This is a genomic window from Glaciimonas sp. OK215, from assembly GCF_057787885.1.
The window spans coordinates 1,262,797-1,285,924 of record NZ_CM173544.1; the positions used below are offsets into that span (position 1 = coordinate 1,262,797).

Annotated in this window: 14 protein-coding genes and 3 pseudogenes; 9 read left to right on the forward strand and 8 right to left on the reverse strand. The window is 54.9% G+C overall.

The features are described from left to right. Nucleotides 1-314: 314 nt before the first annotated feature. Nucleotides 315-2,699, reverse strand: a complete 2,385-nt coding sequence (locus AC3CHX_RS05615) for an arylsulfatase (RefSeq protein ID WP_488643104.1) — start codon at nt 2,697-2,699, stop codon at nt 315-317. Between the two features lie 443 nt (nt 2,700-3,142). On the opposite strand from AC3CHX_RS05615, the gene AC3CHX_RS05620 reads away from it, so the two are divergent. The 5 genes and pseudogenes from AC3CHX_RS05620 to AC3CHX_RS05640 all read left to right on the forward strand — a co-directional run bounded on the left by AC3CHX_RS05620 (nt 3,143) and on the right by AC3CHX_RS05640 (nt 11,750). Next, a complete protein-coding gene (locus AC3CHX_RS05620) occupies nt 3,143-4,156 on the forward strand; it encodes a WD40/YVTN/BNR-like repeat-containing protein (protein ID WP_488643105.1) in 1,014 nt (337 codons plus the stop codon). Continuing rightward, nucleotides 4,153-6,601 (forward strand): annotated as a pseudogene (locus AC3CHX_RS05625) (efflux RND transporter permease subunit). Before AC3CHX_RS05620 ends, AC3CHX_RS05625 begins: the two are co-directional and overlap by 4 nt. A 22-nt stretch (nt 6,602-6,623) precedes the next feature. Continuing rightward, a complete protein-coding gene (locus AC3CHX_RS05630) occupies nt 6,624-8,111 on the forward strand; it encodes an amidase (RefSeq protein ID WP_488643106.1) in 1,488 nt (495 codons plus the stop codon). A 263-nt stretch (nt 8,112-8,374) separates the two neighbouring features. Next, nucleotides 8,375-9,460, forward strand: coding sequence for a GTP pyrophosphokinase (locus AC3CHX_RS05635; protein ID WP_488643107.1), 1,086 nt, complete (start codon nt 8,375-8,377; stop codon nt 9,458-9,460). A 43-nt stretch (nt 9,461-9,503) separates the two neighbouring features. After that, nucleotides 9,504-11,750, forward strand: coding sequence for a sigma-70 family RNA polymerase sigma factor (locus AC3CHX_RS05640; protein ID WP_488643108.1), 2,247 nt, complete (start codon nt 9,504-9,506; stop codon nt 11,748-11,750). A gap of 69 nt (nt 11,751-11,819) precedes the next feature. Here the strand turns inward: AC3CHX_RS05640 and AC3CHX_RS05645 are convergent, their stop codons facing one another. The 3 genes from AC3CHX_RS05645 to AC3CHX_RS05655 all read right to left on the reverse strand — a co-directional run bounded on the left by AC3CHX_RS05645 (nt 11,820) and on the right by AC3CHX_RS05655 (nt 15,317). Further along, nucleotides 11,820-13,262, reverse strand: coding sequence for an amino acid permease (locus AC3CHX_RS05645; protein ID WP_488643109.1), 1,443 nt, complete (start codon nt 13,260-13,262; stop codon nt 11,820-11,822). A gap of 330 nt (nt 13,263-13,592) precedes the next feature. After that, entirely contained in the window at nt 13,593-14,006 is a 414-nt protein-coding gene (locus AC3CHX_RS05650) for a nuclear transport factor 2 family protein (protein WP_488643110.1), read from the reverse strand. 294 nt (nt 14,007-14,300) lie between these two features. Beyond that, nucleotides 14,301-15,317 carry a YeiH family protein gene (locus AC3CHX_RS05655; RefSeq protein ID WP_488643111.1) on the reverse strand — a complete coding sequence of 339 codons (1,017 nt, stop codon included), beginning with the start codon at nt 15,315-15,317 and terminating at the stop codon, nt 14,301-14,303. Between the two features lie 104 nt (nt 15,318-15,421). Here AC3CHX_RS05655 and AC3CHX_RS05660 point away from each other — a divergent pair, with 104 nt between their 5' ends. From AC3CHX_RS05660 to AC3CHX_RS05670, 3 genes and pseudogenes are all read left to right on the forward strand, one after another. Then, the gene (locus tag AC3CHX_RS05660; protein ID WP_488643112.1) at nt 15,422-16,315 is read left to right on the forward strand and encodes a LysR substrate-binding domain-containing protein; all 894 of its coding nucleotides are present in this window, start codon (nt 15,422-15,424) and stop codon (nt 16,313-16,315) included. 132 nt (nt 16,316-16,447) lie between these two features. Further along, nucleotides 16,448-16,681: pseudogene (locus tag AC3CHX_RS05665) on the forward strand (hypothetical protein); the annotation flags it as partial. A gap of 98 nt (nt 16,682-16,779) precedes the next feature. Beyond that, nucleotides 16,780-17,504, forward strand: a pseudogene (locus tag AC3CHX_RS05670) (phosphate acyltransferase); the annotation flags it as partial. A gap of 157 nt (nt 17,505-17,661) precedes the next feature. Here AC3CHX_RS05670 and AC3CHX_RS05675 read toward each other — a convergent pair. Next, nucleotides 17,662-18,141 carry an Lrp/AsnC family transcriptional regulator gene (locus tag AC3CHX_RS05675; protein ID WP_488643113.1) on the reverse strand — a complete coding sequence of 160 codons (480 nt, stop codon included), beginning with the start codon at nt 18,139-18,141 and terminating at the stop codon, nt 17,662-17,664. A 229-nt stretch (nt 18,142-18,370) separates the two neighbouring features. On the opposite strand from AC3CHX_RS05675, the gene AC3CHX_RS05680 reads away from it, so the two are divergent. Next, the gene (locus AC3CHX_RS05680) at nt 18,371-19,420 is read left to right on the forward strand and encodes a Glu/Leu/Phe/Val dehydrogenase dimerization domain-containing protein (RefSeq protein WP_488643114.1); all 1,050 of its coding nucleotides are present in this window, start codon (nt 18,371-18,373) and stop codon (nt 19,418-19,420) included. Between the two features lie 35 nt (nt 19,421-19,455). On the opposite strand, the gene AC3CHX_RS05685 is transcribed toward AC3CHX_RS05680, so the two are convergent. From AC3CHX_RS05685 to AC3CHX_RS05695, 3 genes are read right to left on the reverse strand one after another with little or no spacing between them, the layout of a single operon-like run. Continuing rightward, complete coding sequence (locus tag AC3CHX_RS05685) at nt 19,456-20,001, reverse strand: gamma carbonic anhydrase family protein (RefSeq protein WP_488643115.1); 546 nt, start codon at nt 19,999-20,001, stop codon at nt 19,456-19,458. A gap of 60 nt (nt 20,002-20,061) precedes the next feature. After that, nucleotides 20,062-21,270, reverse strand: a complete 1,209-nt coding sequence (locus AC3CHX_RS05690) for an alpha/beta hydrolase (protein ID WP_488643116.1) — start codon at nt 21,268-21,270, stop codon at nt 20,062-20,064. A gap of 48 nt (nt 21,271-21,318) precedes the next feature. Next, nucleotides 21,319-23,124 (reverse strand): hydantoinase B/oxoprolinase family protein, encoded by a 1,806-nt coding sequence (locus tag AC3CHX_RS05695; protein ID WP_488643117.1) that lies wholly within the window; start codon nt 23,122-23,124, stop codon nt 21,319-21,321. Nucleotides 23,125-23,128: the final 4 nt, after the last annotated feature.

Consider the following 23,128-nt stretch of genomic DNA (forward strand, 5'->3'; position numbering starts at 1 on the left):
ATAGTGCGCCAACCGACATGATCCGGCCATCGTCTGAGGAGACTAGATCCTATGATCTAAAGAAAGGCGAGCCGATTGCAAATCAATCCTTAGGAATCTCTGATTAAGTAGAGGAGGTTCTGAGTAAGCGTAGCCTCAGCTAAAGCTGCCACCAATGCTGAATTCCCATTCGGCTACCTACCGAAGCCGAATGGGGATTCGCTGCGCGTGGCGAGAGTTCCCCGGCAGCAAGATATCGACTATAAGTAGTCACAAAAAGACGCTTTGCCCAAGCGCGCATTTTGCGCCGGATTTTACACAGGCATGTCTACAGCTTATTTCAGATCAACGACGACCTTGTCGATCTTGCCGTTGAATACATAGTTACGCGGATAGTTGCCGACGGGCGACTTGGTGTCGGTGCCCACATCGAAGCTCTCATTCATGGAAAAGAGATTGGGGACGGTCTTGTCGATGCGGGTTTCACCAACCGTCTTGCCGTCGACCAGCAGTTTTCCGGTACCACCCTTGCCGCGTCCACCACCATCGTAAGTAAACTCGAAACGCATCACTGTCTTGCCCGCCGGCAAACGTTGAGACCCGGTAATGGTCGTGCGCTTGCCGGCGAATACATAGGTGTATACCGGCGCGCCATCCTTGTTCAGGTATAACGACCAACCGGATGTTGTGCCGCCTTCGGCCACCAGCACACCTTCTGTGCCCACTTCAGCGATTTGCGCATGCACGGTAATGGCATATGAGCGATTCTTTATGTTTGGCGCGTTGGTTTCGTTGACGGCCACCGCGCCCTGATAATAGACGAAGCTGCTGCGGCCGGCGGTTAAACTAGGCCGGTCAGACTGACCGGCAGTATTTGTCAGCGACAGCCGCTCGACGAAACGATCGTCCAACGGCAAAACATGATTTTTCTCGGCCTCTGTCCAAAACAGCTCCTGCAGTTCTCGCAATTTCTCTGGGTATTGCGTCGCCAAGTTGTGGGCCTGGGTGAAATCTTTGTCAATGTGATACAGCTCCCAGTTCTCCGTGCCCAATGCGCTTGGTCCCCATTTCAGCACGTTCCATGGCATCCGGGTCGGCGTGGTCGATGCCATCCATCCGTCGCGATACATGGCCCGGTTGCCGAGCATCTCGAAATATTGGACACGGTCTCGACCTGTGGCCTGCGGGGCATTGAAACTGTACAGCAGGCTCTGTCCGTCGATCGGCTGTTGCGCGGCGCCGTTCACCAACGTGGGCGCTGGAATATGGGCGGCTTCAAGAATAGTCGGCATCAGGTCGCTGACATTCGAGAATTGCGACCGGAGTCCACCAGGTTCACGTATGTACTTCGGCCAGGTGATGACCATCGGGTTGCGAGTGCCGCCGAAATGCGAAGCCACCTGCTTCATCCATTGGAACGGTGTGTCCATGGCCCATGCCCAGCTGGCGGGATAGTGGGAATACGAGGTGGGGCCGCCGATTTCGTCGAGTCGCTTGACCAGCGTAGCCGGGTCTTCGGGCACGCCATTGAAACCATCGATCTCATGGAAGTGTCCATGCAGCCCGCCCTCGCCACTTGCGCCGTTGTCGCCCACTACATAAATGAACAACGTGTTGTCGAACTGTCCCATCTGTTGCAATGTCTCGACCAGCCGGCCCACTTGTGCGTCGGTTTGTGCAAGAAATCCGGCGTAGGTTTCCATCAGGCGGGCCGAAATTTTCTTCTGATCCGAAGATTGGCTGTCCCATGACGGCAACTCCTTGGGCCGCTGCGTGAGGACTGCATCGGTGGGAACTACGCCAAGCTGTTTCTGTTGTGCAAAGATTTCCTCGTGGACTTTATCCCAACCTTGATCGAATTTCCCTTTGAAGCGATCGATCCAGGGCTTAGGCACTTGTAACGGCGAGTGGGTGCCGCCAGGTGCAAAGTACACAAAGAATGGCTTGTCTGGCGACACCGACTTTTGCAGCTGCATCCAGGCAATAGCATGGTCTGCCAGGTCTTCGGTGAGGGTATAGCCGGGCTTCCGGGGGTGCTGGACCGGCGTGGTATTGTCAAAAAGCTCTGGTTCGTATTGGTCCATGGCCCCGCCGAGAAAACCATAGAATTTCTCGAATCCTTCTCCGGTTGGCCAATGATCAAAAGGCCCCGTCGCCGATGTTTCCCATATGGCGGTGTTATGCCATTTGCCCCATGCAGAGGTGCTATATCCGTGCAAGCGCAGAATCTCGGGGATGGTGGCCGCGCTTTTCGGGATCATGCCGACGTAGCCGTCATAGCTGGTACTGAGTTCGCTGACGACGCCCCAACCGACCGCATGAGGGTTGCGCCCAGTGAGGAGCGATGCTCGCGTGGGGGAGCACATCGCCGTGGTATGGAAGCGGTTGTAGCGAAGGCCCTGGTGCGCCAGCATATCGAGTGTCGGTGTAGGAATTAGTCCGCCAAAGGTACCGGCGGCACCGAAACCGACGTCATCTAGCAGCACTACCACCACATTGGGTGCGCCTGCTGGAGGTCGCATGATTTGCAGCTTAGGCGGTACCGAGTCCTTGAAGGTACGTCCGACGATAGCGGTCGACTTTGACATTGGCATGGGCAGCACAAGACCGGGTGTGGGCGATGGGGTATTCTCCTGCGCCAAGGCTTGAATGGGTGTTGCGAGTACGAGCATTTTCAGGATGCTTGCTGCCAGAGTTGTCAGCATCACGCGATGTTTCAAATTGCGTCTCCTTGATTGGCGAAAATCTACGTGGTTTTGCGCTTGTTTTGTTGAGCGTCCAATCGCCTTTATCTCACCATCGGCCGTGCCACACAGGACTGGGCGATATGTTCTAAAGCACCTGAATTCTCTGGAGCATTACAGTTAATCTTTGTTGGTATTTTCTCAATGGCATCTGCAGCCTTTTTGCGAGGTGTCTTGAATAGCGCTATGCAGCCGCTATGCATCGACATATTTTGCCAGCCGTCGGTATCCAGCCATCGTCTGATGAGACTACCTAATCCCTTATCGCAGATTGGTTGGAAAACAGGCCGGTTTTATTGTATTAACTTGTATCGCTTGTTCGTAATAACCCTTTCGGACGATGCTATCTGTAGCGGCTGGTTAAGAATGCTCACAAGATAGCAATGATTCTGAATAGCGGCAGTTTAAGGAGATAGTTCATGCGAACACCAGTCGGAGTAGCGATAGCAGGCATCGTGCTGCTTGCTTCAATCTATTCATTTTCACCCCGAGAAACGCCTTCAATCCGAACCACACCTAATGTGGTCGAGAATATGCAATTGAACAGCGTCGTTCGGTCCGGCGTGGGCCTGATTGCCGCTGGCGAGCTCGGGCATATCCTGTTTTCGCAAGATCAGGGCAAAAGCTGGCAGCCAGCCGCCCTGTCTGTCGAACGTCAGGCATTGATCACGCAGGTAGTCTTCGCTAACGACCTGATGGGTATAGCGGTTGGTCACGAAGGCTGGATTCTGCGCACTGAAGACGGGGGACGGACTTGGCGCGAGCAGGCCTTCGACAAGGAGAACGGGGAACCGCTGATGAGTACTGCGCGGCTCCCGTCGGGCCGCTGGATTGCAGTCGGGGCCTTTGGCCGCACAGTGCGTTCAGACGACGATGGCAAGACCTGGCAACGTTTTCAGATTTCCGGTGTCGAGGACAAGCATCTGAACCGGATCGTAAGTTCTCCTGACCACCGTCATTGGCTGATTGTCGGCGAACGTGGCCTGGTGTTGCAGTCCGATGATGGCGGCGAGAATTGGACTGCCGTGCCGTCGTTCTACAACGGCTCTTTTTATGGTGCGGTGCACCTGGGTGAGTCCGAATGGGTCGTCTACGGCATGCGGGGGAATGTGTTCCGCGGCACGGATGACGGTCACGACTGGATCAAGTCGTTCGTGCCTGTCCCGGTTTCGCTGCTATCTGGCGCCATTACTGCCGACGGTCGTTTGTTACTGGTCGGGCAAGGCGGGACTGTAATGGCCAGCACTGACGGCGGCAGCCATTTCAATATCGTTTCGGCGGGAGGGCGCGCTACCTTGACCGACATCGTTTCGATGCCTGACGGCAGCTGGCTCCTTGCCAGTGACAGGGGCCTGAAAAAGCGGTTACCGGCAGACATGGACAGCGCCCTCGCGGTGAGCGCTGCGACATCAAATTCAGGAATTTCAAAATGACTAAGTTGCCCTCTTTACCCCCTGTTTCCCGAAGCGATGCATTGGTTGCACGAATCGCACGTGCCCTGATCGGATGGCGCAAGCCATTAAGCATCCTCTTTCTTCTCATCACGGTTGGCTTGGGTGCGTCGGCTTTGCGCACGCATATGGACCCGGGGTTCAATAAACTGATCCCGCTCAAGCATGAATACATGAAAGTATTTCAAAAGTACGCATCCACGTTCTCGGGGGGTAACCGGATACTTGTCAGCGTGCATTGGAAAGGGAAGGGCGATATCTATAACGCGGCCTTTCTCAAGACCATGAGAAGTGTGACGGATGAAGTATTCTTCACTCCCGGCGTGAACCGCGGCCAGGTCTTCTCGATCTTCACGCCGAACGTCAAGTACATCGAGGTCACGGAGGACGGTTTCGTCGGCGAGGTAGTCGTGCCATCGCACTTTGTGGACGATGCGCAAGGCTTGGCCAAGGTGCGCTCCAACGTGGCAAAATCCGGCGTAGTGGGCCGTCTGGTGGCCAACGATCTGAAGTCGGCAATGATCCAGGCTGATCTGCTCGAGGTAGATCCGCAGACCGGGAAAAAGCTCGACTATAGCCAGGTTGCACGCAAGCTGGAAGATATCCGGACCCGTTTTTCAAGCGACCAGGTGGATATACAAATAATCGGTTTCTCCAAGGTGGTCGGTGATGTGATGGATGGCCTGTTTACCGTCATCAGTTTCTTCGGCATTTCGTTCGTGATCACGGCGCTGTTACTGTTGCTTTACTCGCGGTCGAAGAATTTGACAGTGCTGGCCTTGCTAGTGGCGTTGCTGCCCGTGGTATGGCTGCTGGGTTTGCTGCCGATCATCGGCCTTGGCATCGACCCGATGTCGATCCTGGTGCCGTTCCTGATTTTTTCCATCGGTGTGTCGCACGCCGTACAGATGACCAATGCATGGAAGCAGGAAGTGGTGGCTGGTCTGCCGTCGGAAGAGGCCGCCAAGAGCGCGTTCCGCAAGCTGGCTATCCCCGGTTCCGTGGCATTGTTGACCAATGCGCTGGGATTCATGGTGATTATGTTGATCGATATTCCGATTGTGCATGAGCTGGGCGTTACCGCCTGTCTGGGCGTGCTGCTGATGATTGCCACCAACAAGATGCTGCTGCCGATCATCTTGTCACACCTGCGTCTGGAGCCTGCAGCATTGGGCGTGCGCGCCAGCAATAATGCACGTCATGGCTACTGGTGGTCTGTATCGGCGTTTGCCGAACCGCGCAATGCGCTGATAACGTTGGCGGTGTCGATGTTGCTACTGATGGGGGGCGCCATGTACTCGCGTCACTTGCAGACTGGCGATATTGGGGCCGGCGTGCCAGAGTTGCGTGCCGATTCGCGCTACAACCGCGATAACGAAAAAATCGTGCACAATTATGCGATCGGCATGGATACTTTATCGGTCTATGTGGAAACCGAAAACACGACCGAGGCTTGCTTGCAGTGGCCAGTGATGAATGCGGTCGAACGTTTTGACTTCGCCATGCGCAACGTCGATGGCGTACGTTCGGTGACAACCGTGGCAGGCCTGGCCAAACTCGCTGCTGCTGCCAACAATGAGGGTAATCCACGCTGGGCCGCTCTGCAGCGCGCTGAAACATCCTTGCGTACCGGTGCGCGCGCTGCCAGTCCCGAACTCGGACTTAATACAGAGGGCTGCGGTACCGTTAATCTAATTGTCTATCTGAAAGATCATCAGGGCACGACGCTTAAGCATGTGGTCGGTGAAGTACGCAAATTCATCGCCGCAGACAAGACGCCCAACGTGCATTTCCTCCTGGCTGGCGGCAATGCCGGCGTGGCCATCGCCACGAACGAGGCGGTTGAGCGGGCTGAAGTGCAAATGCTGGCCGCCATCTTCGGTGCAATTACCCTGTTGTGCTGGCTAACCTTCCGCTCCTGGAAGGCCGTACTTTGCATCATTATCCCGCTGATGCTGGTGTCGATTCTGTGTAATGCGCTGATGGCCATCCTGGGCATCGGCCTAAAGGTCTCGACCCTGCCGGTGATTGCTTTGGGCGTCGGCGTAGGCGTCGATTACGGCATTTACCTGTATGAACGTTTGCAGCATGAGATGGGACACAACGGCGCTACATTGCGCGAGGCTTTCTACGAGGCTATGCGCCAGCGCGGAACCGCCGCCGTATTTACGGGGATCACGATGTCGATCGGGGTCGGTACCTGGGCTTTCTCGGCTTTGAAATTCCAGGCTGACATGGGTGTACTGCTGGCCTTTATGTTCCTGGTCAACCTGTTGGGCGCAATTTTTCTGTTGCCTGCACTGGCTTGCTGGCTGGACGTCGGAACGCGAACCAAGGGCAAGGGTAGCAAAGCTAGCTGATAGTGCAGATAATTCCCGCGCAGGCCAATCGAAGGAGCCACTCGCGGGGACAGGTACCGGATATTAAAAACATGTTAGGAGAAACGATAATGAGCACTGAGAGCACGCCGGCAGGACAACGTCAAATAGATGTGAAAAATGCAACAGAATATGCTGGCATGGATGCCACTGCCATGGCGGATGCAGTGCGCCGGGGACAGATGAGCGCAAGCGAATTGCTCGAAGCCGCGTTGGCGCGTTGCGATGCCGTCAACCCTAAGGTCAATGCCGTTATCGTGCGTAGTGACGAGCGTGCGCAAGCCTTGCTTGCCTCCCGCAAGCTCAAGGGCAACGATCGCAGCGGCCCTTTGGCGGGTGTTCCTTTCCTGATCAAGGATCTTAATGCCTATCTTGCAGGGACAGTCACAACCAACGGTAGCTGTTTCTTTGCGAAGGCAACCCCTGCTGAGAACAACAGTACCTTGGTTGAGCGATATGAAAATGCAGGTGCGGTCGTGTTCGGAAAAACTACGTCTCCGGAGTTCGGACTTTCCACCTCCACCGAGTCGAAACAGTGGGGCAAGACTTGCAATCCATGGAATTTATCAGTGAGCGCAGGTGGTTCTTCGGGCGGGGCCGCCGCCGCTGTGGCCGCAGGCATCGTGCCAGCTGCGCACGCCACCGATGGCGGCGGCTCGATCCGCATTCCGGCATCGTACTGCGGCGTATTTGGGATGAAGCCGAGCCGTTACCGGACACCGAGCGGTCCGGGACATTTCGAGGCATGGTTTGGCGCCAGCGTCGCCCATGTGGTCTCGCGCAGCGTGCGCGATTCCGCCTTGCTGCTCGATGTCGGCCAGGGACATGAAAAAGGCAGTCCTTACTGGCTTGCGCCGCGCGAGCGTCCCTTTGTCGATGACGTGCAGCACCCATCCGCCAGGCTGCGCGTGGCGCTAGTCACCGAATCGCTCACCGGCGTGGCTCTGGATCCTGCGATCCGCAAAACCCTGGATGACACTGTCCATCTGATGCTTTCGCTCGGGCACGAAATCGAAAGTGCGCGCCTGCCGGTTGATGCTCAGCAACTTTTCGGCGCACACGGTGCGGTTATCGGCATCGCTTTGTTGACCGCTATCCGCGACCGGGAAAAAGTGTTGGGGCGGCCATTCGAGGTTGACGAGCTGGAGCCGGTCACTCGCCATATTTTGCGCACAGCGCAGGGTGCCAGTGGCGAAACACTGTATCGCGCGCGCCAGTCGTTTGAGACTATTTCCATGGACATGGAAAACATGTTTGATCGATATGATGTGATTCTCTCGCCGGTCACTGCCACCCTGACGCCACCGCTTGGCAAGCTCACTCTGAACCAGCCGTTCGACGATTACGGCCGGGCCATGATGGGCAGCGCCTCGTTTACCGTGGTGGCGAATGTCGGAGGACAACCGGCAATGTCGGTTCCATTAGGCTGGAGCGACACCGGTCTGCCGATCGGCATGATGTTTACTGCCCGGGTCGGGGGCGAAGGTTTGTTGTTCCAGCTTGCAGGGCAATTGGAGCGCGAGCGTCCGTGGGCTAGCCGTTACCCATCGCTGGTTTAGTCTTACGGTGCTGATGCCGTCGCATCGTATACCTGCGCCATTGACCTGCCTGAACTTAACGTCAGGCAAGTCTTTTTTCCTCAAACATCTTGTTCAAAAGAGGTATTGCCACGCCATGTGAGCTCAGACATTGCAGTCACTACGCGATGGGCACGGCCGAGTCGCGTATGACGATATGGGCTTTAGCCCAGTCAGTTTTTTATGTATCCGTAGCCACCCGTTTTACATAAATGTGCAAAATCCATGAATTAAGGAGCAACAGCGTGAGCGAGCGGATACTCGAAGAATTTGATACAAAGAAAGATCTGTACGACCTATTCACAACAAAGGTCGCAGGGCTAATTAGAGAAATACTGGCGGGTCATGGGATCAATGTCCACACCGTTACACATAGAACAAAAGATAGAACGAGCCTCGCCAATAAAATTACTAAAGAGGGAAGTAGTTACACGCAGTTAAGCGACATTACTGACATTTCCGGAGTACGTATAACGACCTTTTTTGAAGACGATGTTGATCGAATAGTGGATTTGATTGAACAAGAATTCGCTATTGATCGTGAAAATTCCGTTGATAAGCGTACGTTACTGGATCCTGATCACTTTGGATATTTGTCAATACATCACGTTATCAGTTTGGGTCCTGGCCGATGCGAGCTACTTGAATACAGGCGTTTCAGCCATTTAAAGCTGGAAATACAAACGCGCTCTATTCTTCAGCATGCGTGGGCAGAGATTGAGCACAGCATAGGATATAAGTCGAAGCATGAGCTACCGAAGGAAGCTCGTCGAAAATTTTCGCGTCTTGCGGGCTTACTTGAGTTAGCCGACTCTGAATTTACTGCGATACGAAAAGATCTTGCTGCTTATAATGCAACTCTTGTAGGACAAATTAAGGAACAGCCACAATCCATTGAAATTGATAAGGATTCACTAATAGCGTTTGCAAGGAACAACAACTCTTTTCAATATATAGAGAATAACCTGGCCTCTATCGCAAATTGGAGAATTATCGAAAACGATGACACGCTTGGTAGCTATGTGGAAAGGCTGAATTATGTGGGGATCCACACAATTGGCGAGTTAGAAGACATATTTCAAGCTTATAAGGACTTGATTTTAAAATTTGCAGAAAATTGGGTTGAGGGAAGGCAAGGAAAGGAAAGGCCAATACAGCGGGGCATTTCCTTGTTTTATTTATGCTACGTGCTGCAAGCACAGGCTCAAGACGAAAATAAGATCGTTAAATATCTGAAAAAATATCGTATTAAGCGTATGGGCACTTCGGTCGAAGAGATCGCTCACGAAATCATTGAAATTTATGAAAAAATTGAAGGGCAGAGGGGATAGGTAAGCATTATTTCTTGCCAATCAGCTTTGCGGCTTACTCCTAATGGACGATGCGTTACCACGACGCATCATCAATCATCTCTCCATGCAAACAGGTAAGCCACTACTGAAAATCCGCGACAATCGGGATTCCCGCTGGACTCACCCTGATATCGCCGCCATTGATGCAAAGGTCGAAGAGGCAATGGCACTTAAACCTCGCTTCACGCTGACTACTAAAGTCGGCCCTATGAGCGAGGAAGACCGGCGGGTGATGTTGACCACTTCGATCCGGGAAATTGCGAAGGCGACGTCGATGGATAACGTGGTGCGCGCGCCTCCCGCAATGCTGGAACGGTTTTCTATACTTGCAGCCCAAGCGAATCACAGCGTGAAAGGTGAGTTGGCGCAGGTGATTGACATGTACATGATGACCTACGCAGATCCGGAAACCAACGAACTGACGTCGGATTGGCTTGCCTCTATACAGCAACTCGTCCAACTTTCTATCGCGAAGCGCCCTGACCGAAATCCATTTCGTTGGAGGGCCTTGCCGGGTTCGGAGACGCCATTGGATTTATCCGTTTCGATAGAGGTCGTTGATTCTGCTCCCCCGTTAGCCGACAAACAATCCTTGGCATTGGCTTCACTGATCCAAAAGGAAATATCTGCACACCTCCCGGCTGACAATGATGAAGTTGGGTCAGACAGACATATTGATTTGGCCGGTGCACAACGCGGCAGAAGGCGAAAAAGCCGCCTGGATGTCGACGCCCGCAGCGCAACATACGAACTTTTCCTCGACGGACTTGAGCACGGGAGTGTATCCCGTTCGCGCATCACGGAAGTTGCAACCGACAACGGCAGTGAGCCTGATGAGGAATTGCTTGCTCACCTATTTCTCACCGTGGGCGAACTCGGCTTAATAATTGATGATGACTCTTTTGGATGGCGGGCGCCAAACGACATCACCTATGTAGAAGAGAAATCGGAGCAATTGGCCGAAAACGCGGTTGCTTTTCTTTCTGACCTGACGCTACAAGAGAATGATCCATTAAGAATCTATATTAAAGCCTTTGGGAGCGAGGCTCTGTTGTCACGAGAAGCAGAAGTTGATCTCGGGCGAGCCATGGAGGCGGCGCTGGATGAGGCCATTGCCGCCGTTGCGTGTTGCTCTTCGGCGCTTGTTGAAATACTTCGGGTGGCTGCTGAAATAGAGCAAGGGAAAATTCCTCACAGTATGATGGTAAATAAAGATGTCGCTGTGAATCTTGAGGATGGCGCCACACTCATCAATGAAGAAATTGAAGTTCCTGAATCCACGAATGAAGATGAGGAAAACAATGAAGGCTTTGATGCTGGAAACAACCTATTGCCTGACTTTCGATCCCGTATTGCCGATATTCATCGGTTGCTCCCAGCCTTATCTCCAGGCGGTTCAAATGAAATTTTAGCAGTCTTGCGCGGGCTGCGTCTCTCCTGGCGATTTCTTGAACATTTAGAACAGGTAGTCACTGCGGCCGGGGCCGAACTTGAATTTGGAAAAAAAATATCTTTGGCCATCAACGACGCTAGTAGAGCTAGGCGTCGCATGATTGAATCCAATCTTAGGCTTGTATATTCAATCGCCAAAAAATATGCATGGAGCGGAATGGAACTTTCCGATCTTATTCAAGAGGGAAATTTGGGGCTAATAAAGGGCGTCGAGAAATTTGACTATCGTCGAGGATTCAAATTTTCTACCTATGCCACCTGGTGGATCCGCCAATCGATATCCAAAGCAATTACGGATCAGGCGCGTCTCGTTCGTTTGCCTGTCCACATGATGCACCTCGTCAATCAGGTTGAACGTGTCCGAGATGGCATCGAATCTAAAACTGGAAAATCGGCTCGCGCATCTGATATTGCCTCACAATTGTCCATGCCTGTTCAAAAGGTTAAACAGGCGCTAAGAGCATCCAGAGAAACCGTATCATTAGATTCAAGTGCCGGGAATATGGACGTGACAGAAACGATTTCCGGGTCGCTAGCGGATACGTCCCCGGGACCGGAAGACCGGGTAATGAACCGGTGCTTGCGGGACACAATGAATGAATTGCTATCGACACTTGCCCCGAAAGAGGCGAATATCCTGCGGTTACGGTACGGTTTCACTGATGATCAAGAAGAACATACATTAGAAGAAGTTAGTCAGGCAATTGGAATTACTCGCGAGCGAATTCGGCAAATCGAAGCGAGAACCTTACGTCAGTTACGCCACTCCAGCCAAACTCAAAAATTAACTGCCTTCATAGTGCCTACCGGAGGATAGGGATAGTTCCGAATGCTTCGCCTTGTCATCTCCCCATATTTTGCACGCTCTCACCGGCAATCGCTTTCACTATATTCCCTGCTGCGTGCCATCGATGACAGTCGGGCAGTGGGTGGCGGCCGTTGCACTGCTCTTTTCAAATGCCAGTTTTCCAAGATACAGCACAATCAGCACACCGACGCTGCCCAGGCCGAACCAGAACGACAAGCGCTGTTCCGGGTCCGGCGAGATACTCATCGCGCCAAAGATCAGGAGCATCACACCGATCGTTAAATAGGTGAGATATGGAAACAGCCACATGCGTACCTTGATGCGCTCGGGACACTCGCGCTCCATTCGCGCACGAATGCGCAACTGCGAAATCGCGATCAGCAGGTACACGAACAGGATCAGCGTGCCGTACGAGTTGACGATGAATGGAAACACCAGGTCCGCCGACAAATAAGATACGCCGATCGCGGCGTATGCGAACAAGGTGCTGAAGAAAATGGCGCGCACCGGAACGCCGTTCTTGCTTAACTTGACCAACGCGGTCGGCGCATCGCCACGACGCGTCAGTGCGAAAATCATGCGCGAGGACGCGTACAGGCTGGAGTTCAGCGCAGACAACACCGCCGTGAGGATAATTGCATTCATGATATGCGTCGCGTAGGGAATGTTCATCACTTTCAATGCGCTGACAAACGGCGTCATGATGTCGGGCGAATTCCATGGCACGATGCAGACAACGACAAACAGCGACACGACATAGAACACCAGCACGCGGTAAATCACCGAGTTGGTGGCACGTGCCACCGCTTTGGCCGGGTCTGCTGTTTCAGCAGCAGCGATCGTCACGATTTCGGCGCCGGAATAGAATGCTGTGGCGGCGACCGCGCCGCTGAGAACCGGGGCCCACCCATGTGGCATGAATCCTCCTGCGCTGAAAAAATGTCCAAGGCTCGGTACGGTATGAGGCAACATGCCTGTCAAAAACAGTCCGCCCAGCAACAGGAATACAGAAATCGCGACCACTTTGATTGAGGCGAACCAGAACTCGCATTCGCCGAACGACTTCACGGAAAACAAGTTCAGCACAGTCATAAAAACCAGCAAAGTCAGGCTGATCGCCCAAGGTGCAACGTCTGGCAACCAGAAGTTGATCAGCTTCGCACCGGCGATTGATTCCAGCGCGACCACCACGACCCAGAAGTACCAGTACATCCACCCACTCATGAAGCCGAGGAACTTGGACACCTTGGGCCGGTCCTCGAAAGCCAATCGTGCATATTCGTAAAAGGACCCGACGACCGGCACGGATGAAGCCAGCTCACCCAGCATGCGCATGATGAGAACTACCAAGCTACCGGTCAGCAAAAAGGACAGGATTACCGCAGGACCTGCAGCTTTTGCGACGACGCCGCTACCAACAAACAAACCGGCGCCGATAACGCCGCCGAGTGCAATCATTGTCATATGGCGTTGCTTTAGGGAGTGCTGCAAGCCAGTTGAATTATCTTGTTCCTTAATCATGTCACCGTGTCTCCTAATTGGGGGTGGTTATTAATGAGCGCGCGTCACCTGCTGTATTTTTTTTGTGTGAGCGTCAATCATGGAAAAGATGCGCTGAATTTTTTGTAAAAGGTCCTGGTGCTGGAAAGCGGCAAAAAAAAACGATCACCGCACACCAGCTCAGTACGTATTTAAAAATTCACCTGCCCCGTCCCGGGCTGACGGACACCAGCGGGTCGTACGCCGGATCATACGGTTCGGACGGGCTGGTGCTGCTACCGTAATCCGCTGCGTGGCTGTCGACAGTTGTATCCATATTGCGTCCTCGATCAGTCTGGATGACATACTGACTTAAGCGCCGACTTTGACAACCGGCGGGCGGTCCTTGCGGAAGGCATTCTTCACGGCGATCTTGCCGTCTCGAAAAGTGAAGACGTCGACCATCCGCGCTTCGATCCGGGTGTCATCGGCTTTGGTGCCGCAGAATGTCGATTCGGATACGCCTTGGTCGCCGCAGACGAAATGGGCTGCATCGAGCCAGGCCGCATCCGGGAACGTCTGCCAGGCGAGCTGGAATCCGGTCCGAACCGCTTCGCGCCCTTCGAAAGTCTTGCCGTACAGTTCGCTACCGGCCGCAGCGTGAAATACGCAGTCGTCGGCCATGAAGCTCATCAGGGCATCGATGTCGTGACGGTTCCAGGCATCGCTGAAAGCCTGCAGGAAGTCCTTGGTAACTTCATTCTTGATTTGCAACTGATCGCTCATGTTCTCTGCTTTGAGTGTGAAATTAGTCTTTATGCGGTACGTTTTGTACCGATTTTTAATTTTCGCTTTAATTTATGGTCCTGATCGCCAAGTGTCAACTAAATATTTAAAAATCGGTACGTTGTGTATCTATTTTTAAATATTTCGTGTTTTTACAATCCGATCCGTGTCGCGAATAAGGACCCCTATCTCACCGACCATCCGAAGGAAGTGGCTGCGCGCCGCGAGTGCGCAGCAACGTGGACTGCCATACATTCCCCCTATCGGTAAGGGGGCAAGCGATGAATGGCCTATTCAGGCGATACCCAGCAGCTTGATCAAGCCAAAGCTGATCACGGACAATACCAGCAAGGACAGAATGACCACCGCAGTGACCCGTCCGCCAGCCTTCAACACCGAGCGGGCGTCGACGCCGAGCCCGAGTGCAGCCATCGACATGATGGTCAGGAGGTTGGCCGACATCTGGGCTGGCTTGATCGCAAACTGAGGGACAAGCTCGAAGGACCGCAGCACCATCAACAGCAGGAAGCCGACGATAAACCACGGCACCATCTGCGACAGCGACGGACGCTGGCCGCTTTCCTTGCGGCCAAACAAGGACAACAGCAGCACGACCGGGCCCAGCATCAGGACACGGACCAGCTTCACCAACGTGCCGATGTGCGCACTGGTCAGAGAGACCGCTCCGGTCGCCGCCAGCACCTGCGGCACGGCGTAGACGGTCAGTCCGGCGAAAATACCGTACTGGACCGTCGAAAGCGATAGCAACGGAACCAGGAATGGCAGCGTCAGTACCACCACGATACCGAGCACGGCGGTAAAAGCGATGGAGGCAGCGACGTCCTTGCCGTCGGCGTCAATCACTGGTGCCACCGCAGCGATGGCCGAGTTGCCGCAGATGGAATTGCCGCAGGCAATCAGGATCGCCATTTTTTTCGGCAAGCCAGCCGCCCGGCCGATGCAATAACTCCCGAGGATGGCGATCACCACCACGATCGCGATACCGCCGATCAGGGCCGGTCCTTTTTCCAGAATGGCGCCGGCGCTGACCGATACGCCCAGTAACACCACTGCGATCTCCAGCACCATCTTGGCGCCGAAATTAATGCCGGCGTCGAAGCGCGCATTCACGCTGTAAAAAGTCCGCACGATACTGCCGAGCAGGATCGCCAGCACCAGGCTTTCCAGCCAGGCGCGGCCGAACAGATGCGTTTCCAGGCCTTCTAGCGCAAAGGCGGCTGCGGTGACAAGCCCACACAGCGCCAATCCGGGAAGTAGTTTTTTAGTGGTTGTTATTATATTTGTGTTCATTTGACACGCCCCTTACCCATTCGGTGAGGCGATTATCGACTCGACAAATCGTTGAGTCCATCTTACAATTTTACATATTCTGTTAAATAAAATCGAACGATCAAATGACGCTGGAACAATTACGCATCTTTGTCGAGGTCGCTGAACGCGAACACCTGACGCAAGCGGCGACCGCCCTCGCGCTGACGCCGTCTGCAGTGAGCGCCTCCATTCGCGTGCTGGAAAACCGGTATGGCACGCCGCTGTTCAACCGGGTGGGACGGCGCATCGAGACCAGCGCGGCGGGCCGGATTTTTCTGACGGAAGCGCGGGCCACGCTGGCTAGCGCGCGCGCGGCGGAACTGACGTTGGCGGAATTGGGTGGGCTCAAGCGTGGGACGCTGAGCATTCAAGCCAGCCAGACGATTGCCAGCTATTGGCTTCCGGCGCTGCTTGTGCGCTTTCGCCAGACGTATCCGCAGATTGAACTCTACCTGACCGTCGGCAATACGCAGCAAGTGGCGCAAGCCGTGGTGGAAGGTGCGGCCGACCTGGGATTCATCGAAGGGCACATAGACGAAGCGGCGTTGGCGATAGAAACGGTCGACGAAGACCGCATCGTCGCCGTCGTCGCGCCCGGCCATCCATGGGCAAGCGGTGAGAGGCTGAAGCCGGCGGAATTGCTTACTGGCCAATGGATCATGCGTGAACGAGGCTCGGGCACCCGCTCCGCCTTTGAAGCAATCCTCGATGTGATCGGCGTCGACGTGGGCGGACTGCAGATCGCCTTGACGCTACCGTCGAACGAAGCAGTGCGCTCGGCTGTGATGTCGGGGCCTTTTGCGACGGTGGTATCGGAACTGGTGGTAGCCTCGCACCTTCAAGCCGGCTTGCTTTGCAAGGTCAACATCGACCTGCCGCCGCGCTCGTTTTACCTGTTACGTCACAAGGCGCGCTACAAAACCAAGGCGTCGCTGGCACTGCAAGAAGTGATTCAGCAGCGGCATGCGGTGATGTGAGCCTGACGCAGTTGCAGCCGCGACTTGTCTGCGAATTCATCTATGATTGTAGATACAAATGGCAGCGCGACATGGTTACCGCAACATTTCATTTCTACGCAGAACTAAATACGTTCCTGCCACCCGAACGGCGCAAACGTACCCTATATCGGCAAGACGAAATTCGGCAATCTTTTTTTGAACACCGGGCACGGCATTCTCGGCTTGACCACGGGCTGTGGCGCTGGACGCGCGATTGTGGACATAGTTTGCGGCTGCCAGCCCGAGGTTGATTTTGCATTTACCGGGATGCCGCGTCGGGCGTCCGCGCAACTGGGTTCGCCGGGTCTTGCAAGAGCAAGACAGCCATGGCGTGCGCCACGGTAGGTGTTATTAATCAGCAGGTTCGACGTCAACGGCGGCAGGCGAACCCCCGCTACTGTAGCGACGACCATCCCCTCATCAGGAGCACCCCGCACCTTCAGGCTGTTCTGATGGTGCGCCTCGGCCATGCTGACGGCTCGGTCGCAGGGGCCGTTCACACCACCGCCGATGTGGTGCGCAATGCGATCCAGATCATCGGGGTGCATCCGTCGTTCAAGTTGGTCTCCAGCTTCTTTCTGATGATGTTGTGCGAGCCGTTTCACTCGCTCAAGGGCAGCCTGATTTTTTCCGATTGCGGATTGGTGGTCGATCCGACTGCCGAGGAGCTTTCCGAAATCGCGATGGCTGCGGCGGACAGCGCACGCGCTCTGCTGATGGAAGAGCCACGCGTCGCAATGCTTTTTTTTCGACCAGCGGTAGCGCACATCATGCGTCGGTCGACAAGGTGGTCGCCGCCTCCGAACGGGTGAAACGACTCCGTCCGCAATTGGCGATAGACGGCGACGTGCAACTCGACGCTGCCATCGTGGCCGAGATCGCCCAGCGCAAAGTCAAGGACTCTGTGGTGAACGGCAGGGCCAACGTGTTGATTTTCCCGAATCTCGATGCGGGAAATATCGGTTACAAGTTGGCCGAGCGTGTCGGCGGCGCTGTTGCGATCGGTCCGTTGTTGCAAGGACTGAGGAAGCCGGCCAACGACCTGTCGCGCGGCTGTAGTGCTGAAGATATCTTTAATGCGATTGCCGTTACCGTGGTACAGGCCGCAGGCGGCAACGTACCAATCTGCACGCACCGCCAGAACGTAGCGCGTAAGTCTTTGATTTAAAAGGCTTACGCGCTTTATGGGCGCTTGATGGGGTTGGATGGATTGATGCTGGCTTTGTCCAGTGTCGGCACCTGAAGCAATATCGCATTGGAGCCAAAGTCGGGTTTTACGTTACGGATCCCGGTATTAGTCAGGGGTATGGGTGCAGCTACATGGTTCACACGTTATTTTCGGATTTACTGACAGGCAGTGCAGTCTTGTAAATCGCACGACGCAATGAAAACGATGACTGGATGTCGCGCACACCGTCAATTCTGGTGAGTTTTGTCTGAATAAAGCGCTCGTACCCGGCGATATTCGTTGCCACCACGCGCAGCAGGTAATCATGCGTTCCGGTCATTAAGTGGCATTCCATGACTTCTTCACACTTGGCGATTTCTTCTTCAAAACTGAGCACGGCAGCTTCCGTTTTGCGTTCCAGTTGAACGAACGTAAATACATTCACCGGATAGCCGATCTTGTCCTGATCCAGCAGCGTCACATACTGACGAATGATCCCGTTCTCTTCCAAAATCTTTAGGCGTCGATAGCATGGCGAAGGAGATAAACATACCCGTTCCGCAAGGTCAACGGTTTTGATCCGCGCATCCCTTTGAAGCTCGTTCAAAATCTGTGCATCGATGTGATCGATCTGCATTGGCGAAAAACCCTAAAAAAATCTGAATTTGTAGTGAATACGGTTAAAAAACTGGAAATTCAGGGTGAAGTTAGCAGAGAAACGGTACCCCTTGTAATGATATTCTTTTCTGCGTTATCTGACTATCTGGCGCCGTTTGAATAAGCTCGGTGCGTGCAGTTTAGTGACGCGAAGGCGAATGGGTATAGCGTTACCTGCGGTTTTTTGAACATACAAAAAGGAGTTAATAGTGGCATTCAACGTATTCGAACATCCCGAATTTTCCAGGCACGAAAATGTCGTCTTTTGCCACGAGCCCGACGTGGGCCTGTCCGCGATCATTGCGATTCATTCGACCGTTCTGGGTCCCGCCCTGGGTGGGTGCCGGATGAAGGCGTATGCAAGTCATACCGACGCATTGTCGGATGTGTTGCGGCTATCGAAAGGAATGACCTACAAGAATGCATTGGCAGGTCTATCTTTCGGCGGCGCCAAAGCGGTGATTATCGGCGACCCGTTTGTCGATAAAACACCTGAAATGATGATGGCGTTCGGCCGTTTCATCGAACGGCTCAGCGGATCATATATTAGCGGCGAGGATGTCGGCATCTCGGTAGCGGACATGGAAGCGTCGCGCCGTGTCACGCGCCATGTTCGCGGCGTTGCGGAAGGGGGCGCCGGCGATCCGTCGCCGGCGACCGCCCATGGCGTCTTTTCGGGTATCAAAGCGGCGCTGTTGCATCGGACAGGGTCATCCGAGCTTCATGGCAGAACGGTCGTTGTGCAAGGTCTCGGAAACGTCGGCATGCATCTGGTCGCTGAACTGACAGCAGCGGGCGCAACTGTGCATGTGGCGGACATACGTTCCGAGCGCGTGTTACTGGCGGTCGAGAAATTCGGCGGCAAGCCGGTGGATGTCGCCGCTTCCCACAGAATCAAAGCAGATGTCTTCGCACCTTGTGCACTGGGTGCGGTGTTGAATGTTGAATCCATTCCGCAACTTGGCGCCTTCATCGTGGCCGGCGCTGCGAATAATCAACTCGCCACGCCAGCGGACGGCAGTATATTGATGGAGCGCGGAATCCTGTATTGCCCTGACTACGTCATCAATGCAGGTGGCGTGATCAGCATCAGCCATGAAGGCGCAAGCTTCGATCGGGCGCGCATGATGCGCGATGTGGAGCGGATCGGCGACACGCTGCTTGATATTTTTCAGAGGGCAGAGGATGATCGTCTCCCGGTCGATGTGGTCGCCGACATGAAGGCCGAAAGGATCATTCAGGAGTCTTTGAGAAAATAAAAAACCAGGCTGGGATGCAATCCCAGCCTACCGGGTTATCTCACTGGCGAAGAACAGTCCAGGCGTTGCCGCTTCAATGATGTTTGATACACTTCCGCCGTGTGGACATAATGGTTCGACGCCCACGCCAGTTTCTCGATTTCGTCGGGAGCCAGCATGCGCACCACCCGGGCCGGCGATCCGATGACCAATGCGCCATCTGGAATTTGACGGCCTTCCGGGATGAGTGCATTTGCACCGATGACACAATGCCGGCCAATGACCACGTTGTTGAGAACGACGCTATTGATGCCGATCAGCGAAAAATCACCGATCGTGCAGCCATGAAGTTTTGCGCCATGCCCGATCGTCACTCCGCGACCCACGCTTAGCGGGCTGCCGGGGTCAGTGTGGAGGATCGCTCCATCCTGAACGTTGCTGTCTTCGCCAATGGTAATTGGCTCGACGTCGCCTCGCAACACCGCATTGAACCAGACGCTTGCGCGATGGCCGAGAATGACGGATCCGATCACGGTCGCATTGTCCGCAACGAAAACGTCGGACGCAATGTCTGGCGAGCGATCACCTAGGGTATAGATCATAAGAATTTTGGCGTGGATTGAATCGTGAATATTCGGAAGGACAAGCGTGCCAGACCGGCTTTAAGGGTTCCACCATAATGGTTCGCCGCTACCCTCTATATAGTCGCCGGACTTCGTGATAAACGTCTGACGCGCGTAGTCTGATGCAAACCCGGACGACATCGCCTGGTCGAGCCAGTCCAGCGACGCATTGATCCATTCGTTCGACTGCGGGCCGATCGGGTGGAATTCGTGTTGGTAGATCCACAGCTCCTTGGGGCCGGTGACCCGCTGATAAAAGTCGATCGTGGATTCCAGTGTCGTCAGTTCGTCATTCTCGCCGGCGACCACCAGGAAAGGCGTGCTGATTTTTTTTGCCACTTCTGTCAGCGCCATTGATTTCGAAAATTCCTGCAAAATTTCGACGTCCGTAATGCCGGTCATGAACATCAAGCCGGCCATGAAGCTCGGCTGCGCCTGGTTTAATAAGACAAATTTATCCCCCAGATTCGACATGTTGGCAGCGACTGCCCGGATACGGGTTTCAACAGCGGCGGCGCGTGCGCCCCACCAGGAACCCATGCTTGATCCCATGATGACAATCCGCGTCGGATCGACCTGCGGTTGCTGGCTTAGCCAGTCGATGACGGCGCTCAATGCGCGATCATAATTGTCGAGCGTCATTTTCAAGCCGCCAGTGAGCGTCTCGCCCTGTCCAGGCCCATCAAATGCAAACCCCGTCCAACCGCGCGGAAGTACCCGATGACGAATCACGCCATGCCAGTCTTCCTTGAACATGTCCATGCCAGGCAGGAAAATGACACAGGGTTGTTTCACCGCGCCGGCGTTGTTTTCAAAGATTCCATGCAAATGCCGGTCTTCGAATGGCAGAACTACCCGTTGAATTTCATGCGGCGTCAGCTCCATCACGCGCTCGAAGGATTGCAGGGTTTTCTGCAGATACCGTGTGCGGCGCGGATCGTCGGCGAGGATGGAATAATGTGTCCGGGCGTATAGCAGCGTCGCTCTCTCAAACAAGCCGAGCGCCGCCGCGCGAAAGCCGCGCGCATACCAGTAATCGGCGCGCTTGGTGATTTCGGCGGCAACACTGCTCCACGCCGCGGGCACCATCGAGGTCGCCTTGACGCGTTCAAACACGCGTTTCATGTCGGAAGAGTTATAACCCAGCTCTTCAAGCACGGCACCCGCTTCCGGGTGCAGCACATCGATCCCGCCAGACGCTATGAATGCATCGAGTATCCATCGTTGGCCTTTGCGCATCGGATCCATATTTGTTCCTTTATGATAGTTGTCGTTTGTCGGAGTGGTATTGCCGCATTACTGCGCGCGTGTTGCAGTCGAAGCGTTTTCCATCGCATCCCGCAGCGCTGTGGTGCTTCGCACATCAAGTTGGCCTTCTGCATCAAGCACGACGCCGTACACGTCCTGCGCGCGCGCTGCGGTGATGTAAGCTTCGTGAAGATCGTGCAGCACGCGTTCGGCATCGCGCTTGTGAGGTAGCCCGTATCCGCCGCCGCCGCATGAATAGGACAGAATGCGTTCGCCGGCATGCAGCGTGACTTGCGCGCAGGGCGGCAGGTCTTCGATGGCGCCTTCCACGGTGCGCCTGTATTGCTGTGCCTGCGCGCCGCTCATACCGCCGCGCACACCCTTGGGGCCATTGACCGCACCATCGCTGACATAGCCGATTTCGATGTCGCAGTTGACGGGCCCGAATTCGACATACATGCTGCGTGCGCCGCAATGGCGCCCGGCGCCCTCGCTGTCTGCGATGAATTCCCTTTTGTGTACATAAATCGGATGCCGCATTTCATCGAGTTCGACGCTATCCTGAAAACACAGACCGGCATTGCCGACATGTCCGATGGTTTGCCAGGCGTCCGCATGCGGCGCACCGGCACCGCCAGTGAATCCCAGGAAAAGCTGATTGACGAACGGATGATTCGTGACCGGGTCGCGTCCGGATATGACGCCCACCGAAGGTGGAATCACGGCGCCGCATTCGGCCAGGCCCATACCATCCGCAAGCTGCGCGATCGCGGTCTGCACGGAGTTGGCGACACGGTCGGCCATATTCGTGGTCGCGACCGAACAGGAAGTAGGGTGTTCCGGAATGCCGACAATGCAGCCATGGCGCAACTTGACCTTGATACGGCGGAAGGCGCCGGCATTCTTTGGCACGGTATGGTCAAGGCTGTTGAAAATGCCTACCATGCTCGCGGTGCGCGCGCAGGCTTCACTGAGATTGAGCCCGCAGGGCAGGCAATCCGGATTGTCCTGCAGATCCACCTCTATCATTCCATCGTCCGGATTGACCAGGACCGATGCGCCAATCGTGACGCCGGCTTCCGGCATGCTGTCAAAAAACCGGTCATGGGTGCTTTCGCTGCGCGCATGGCCACCGGTCAGACGCTTGATGGCGGCAATCATGCGCTGTTCGCTGTAGTCGAAATAATCATCGGAATGCGCGCGCAGCGCTTCCCATCCCACCTCCTTCGCCAGCGCCACCAGTTCGCGTTCGCCTATCCTGGCGGCGCCGATCATCGCGAGATAATCGCCCCACCATTGATCCGGGACGCGAATCCGCATGCGGCACATGCGGATGATGTCTTCGATATTGTTGTAATTTTCTTGTATCTTCACGGCCGGGAAGATCAGTGCGCCTTCTTCGTAGACGTCCTTGGCCGATCCCATGTAAGTCGTGGGCTGGGAATTGCCGCAATCGGCCTGGTGCGCTTTCGCCACGACCGTGAATTGATGCACGCCGTCGTCATCGAGCACCGGCACCAGGATGGTGTGGTCGGCCGGATGGGAGCAGCCGTGATAGGGCGAATTGTGGAGAAATGCGTCGCCCCGGCGCAGTTCGGGGTGGAAGGCTTTCATGGACGCTGCCATCAGGTCGGGTCCGCACAGCACGTGAATAGGAAGGCTCTCGGCGGAGGCCAGCAACTCGTGGCCGCTGGTCACGATGCAGCATGAGAAATCGCGTGCAATACTCAGCACGCCGGAGCGGCCGGTTCTCAGCAGCGTGTTTGCCATCTTGCGCGCGATCCCCTCCAGACGATTATTCAGAAGAGCAAGACGGACGCCGTCGGTTGCGGATTGTTTGTTGGTGTTGGTCATGTTG